Genomic DNA, 3,096 nt, shown 5'->3' with positions numbered 1-3,096 from the left:
GATGTCGGCTATTTCGGCGGCGTTTTCCGCGCGACCGCCGGTCTTCAGGAAAAATTTGGCAAGACCCGCTGTTTTGATACGCCGATTTCCGAATGCGGGATCATCGGCGCTGCGGTGGGCATGTGTGCTTATGGTTTGCGTCCGGTGCCGGAAATCCAGTTTGCCGACTATATCTACCCCGGCATGGATCAGCTGATTTCGGAAGCGGCCCGGCTGCGTTACCGCTCGGCGGGTGAATATACGGCGCCAATGACCGTCCGGTCGCCGGTCGGCGGCGGTATTTTTGGTGGGCAGACCCACAGCCAGTCGCCTGAGGCGATGTTCACCCATGTGTCGGGTCTGAAAACGGTAATCCCGTCAACGCCTTATGATGCCAAGGGGCTTTTGATCGCTTCGATCGAGGATAATGATCCGGTGCTGTTCCTCGAGCCCAAGCGGATCTATAACGGGCCGTTTACCGGCTATTATGACAATCCGGTTTCGCCCTGGTCCAAATTTGCCGAGTCAGAAGTGCCGGAGGGCCACTATACTGTGCCGCTGGGCAAGGCGAAGATCGTGCGTGAAGGCGATGCGGTAACGATTCTCGCTTATGGTACGATGGTCCATGTCGCCAAGGCGGTGGTCGAGGAACATGGTATTAATGCCGAGGTCATCGATTTGCGTACCCTGGTACCGCTCGATATCGAAACGATCGAAGAGTCGGTCAAGAAAACCGGCCGCTGCCTGATTATACACGAAGCGACGCGGACCAGCGGATTTGGTGCCGAGCTGTCCGCTCTGGTACAGGAACGCTGTTTCTATCATCTCGAAGCACCGATCGAACGGGTCACGGGATTTGATACGCCCTATCCACACAGTCTGGAATGGGCCTATTTCCCGGGACCGGTCCGGATCGGGGAAGCGCTTGAAAAAATTGTCGGGGATTTGAAATCATGAGCAAATATACATTCAACCTGCCTGACATTGGCGAGGGTATTGCCGAAGCGGAAATCGTCAAATGGCATATCAAAATCGGCGATGTAGTTTCCGAAGATGACCAGATTGCCGATGTCATGACCGACAAGGCGACGGTCGAAATGGAAGCGCCGGTTTCGGGCAAGATCGTTGCCCTGGCCGGTGAAGAAGGCGACATTATCGCGATCGGCTCGATGCTGGTCGAGATCGAAGTTGAGGGCGATGTCAGTCCCGAAGAATTGGAAGACTTGGAAGCATCCAGCGCGGGTCCGAAAGCGCTTGATCAGGTCGAAACTGATGTCTTGCCGTCAAAGCAAATCATTGAAAATAAAGAAAAGAATTCCTCTCCTCCGGCAAAGCAAGTTCTTCAGAAAGAGTCTGAGGAATTGCCTGTAAAAACGAGCCAGTCTGAAAATATTCCCGCCCCGAACAACCAGCCGAAACCACTTGCGACGCCGGCCGTTCGCAAGCGTGCCGCCGATCTTGGAGTCGATCTCGGTCAGGTCAAGGCGCAGGGCGATCATATCCGTCACAGCGATCTTGATGCCTTTTTAAACTATGGATTCGGGCAGGGATATCGTCCATCCGGCGGCTCGCAAAAACGCGATGACGAGACAATAAAAGTCATCGGAATGCGGCGCAAAATTGCGCAAAACATGGCTGAATCCAAACGGAATATTCCACATTTCTCCTATGTTGACGAAATAGACATGACCGAGTTGGAGGACATGCGGGCCGACCTCAATGCCAATCGCGGCGAGCGGGCCAAGCTGACGATGTTGCCGTTGTTGATCGTGGCGATCTGCAAGTCGCTGCCCCAATTTCCAATGCTGAACGCAACCTATGATGATGAAGCGGGCTTCGTCACCCGGCATGGTTCAGTGCATCTGGGCATGGCAACGCAGACCGATCAGGGGCTCATGGTCCCGGTTTTGCGCGACGCCCAAGATATGAACATCTGGCAACTGGCGTCGGAAATCGGTCGGCTGGCTGCTGCCGCGCGCGACGGCAGCGCCACGGCAAAGGACTTGTCAGGATCAACACTGACCCTGACATCGCTCGGACCTTTGGGGGGAGTTGCCACGACACCAGTGATCAACCGTCCCGAAGTGGCGATTATCGGACCGAACAAGATTGTCGAACGGCCGATGATCATCGATGGTGAAATTCACGCGCGCAAGCTGATGAACCTGTCGATCTCGTGCGATCATAGGGTAGTCGATGGCTATGATGCCGCCAGCTATGTGCAGGCGCTCAAGCATTTTCTGGAAACACCGGTTTTGCTGTTCGCCGACTGACCGTCAAAGTTTCAGTCTGAGGGCTTGCGCCTTACAGTCCGAGACTTCCCAGAGTTTCCTGATCGAATTTCAGGCGGAAGGTGATGAACGGACCATCTCTGGTGTAGCGGCTTTCTTCAAAGTCGCGGTCTGCGAAACCGACGACATTGTAGCCGACCGAAATATAGCCGTTTTTGAACGGGGTGATGCCGACACTCGGTCCGCCGGAATAGGCGACGGTGTCAAAATCATTGCCGATCCGCGCAGTGGCCTGGCCGCCGATGTCGATCGTGTCGGAAAGGTCGAACTTGATATCGGCACCGACAACATTGCTCCAGCCTTCGACATCATCCGGCCCGAACCGGTCGAAAACATAGCGGCTGCCCCAGAATAAACCATATTCGCCGGCTTCGGTGAATAGGCCTTCGTCGGCATCTATCGGTGTGTAGTTCACGCTCAAGCTATTGATAATCCTGCGTGAAGTGACGTTGCCGTTGACCAGCAACGGCGCGCCGCCAATCGGACCGGATGCGCCGGCGACGGCATTGCGGACGCGGTCTTCGCGGAATTCGAGTTTTTCCAGCCACGACCATTGGCTGTCCGCCGGGCGATGCGCCCAGCTGGCTTCGGCTTCAACGACCCGGGTGCTGAGTCCGGTTTCATCCTTGGCGACAAAGACGCTGGCCAGCGCGCCCAAAGCGCTGCCTTCGCCGATCTGCTTGAGCAGTGCGGTAGTGACGCCATAGCGTTCGGTAATGTCGCCATCGCGATATTCGGCGCGGCCGTTCCAGCTCCAGTCATCACTGCGGAACGTAAATCCGGCGGTAACCGCCAAGAAGTCCTCGGTCAGAGTCGTGTCATTGCC

The 3,096-nt window shown here is 55.9% G+C and carries 2 protein-coding genes and 1 pseudogene; 2 read left to right on the top strand and 1 reads right to left on the bottom strand.

The window, feature by feature from the left end; all coding sequences use genetic code 11:
- Window positions 1-936: alpha-ketoacid dehydrogenase subunit beta (locus WBM93_RS10540; protein ID WP_424431635.1), on the top strand; the 936-nt coding region annotated here is incomplete at its 5' end.
- Window positions 933-2,252 (top strand): dihydrolipoamide acetyltransferase family protein, encoded by a 1,320-nt coding sequence (locus WBM93_RS10535; protein ID WP_424431633.1) that lies wholly within the window; start codon window positions 933-935, stop codon window positions 2,250-2,252. The genes WBM93_RS10540 and WBM93_RS10535, both read left to right, overlap by 4 nt.
- A 31-nt stretch (window positions 2,253-2,283) precedes the next feature.
- Here WBM93_RS10535 and WBM93_RS10530 read toward each other — a convergent pair.
- Window positions 2,284-3,096: pseudogene (locus WBM93_RS10530) on the bottom strand (hypothetical protein); the annotation flags it as partial.

It is taken from the genome of Parasphingorhabdus sp. (genome assembly GCF_049667325.1).
In the GTDB taxonomy this organism is placed as follows: Bacteria; Pseudomonadota; Alphaproteobacteria; order Sphingomonadales; family Sphingomonadaceae; genus Parasphingorhabdus.
Note: the sequence above shows the minus strand (reverse complement) of the source record. Positions and strands in the feature narration are given on the sequence as shown.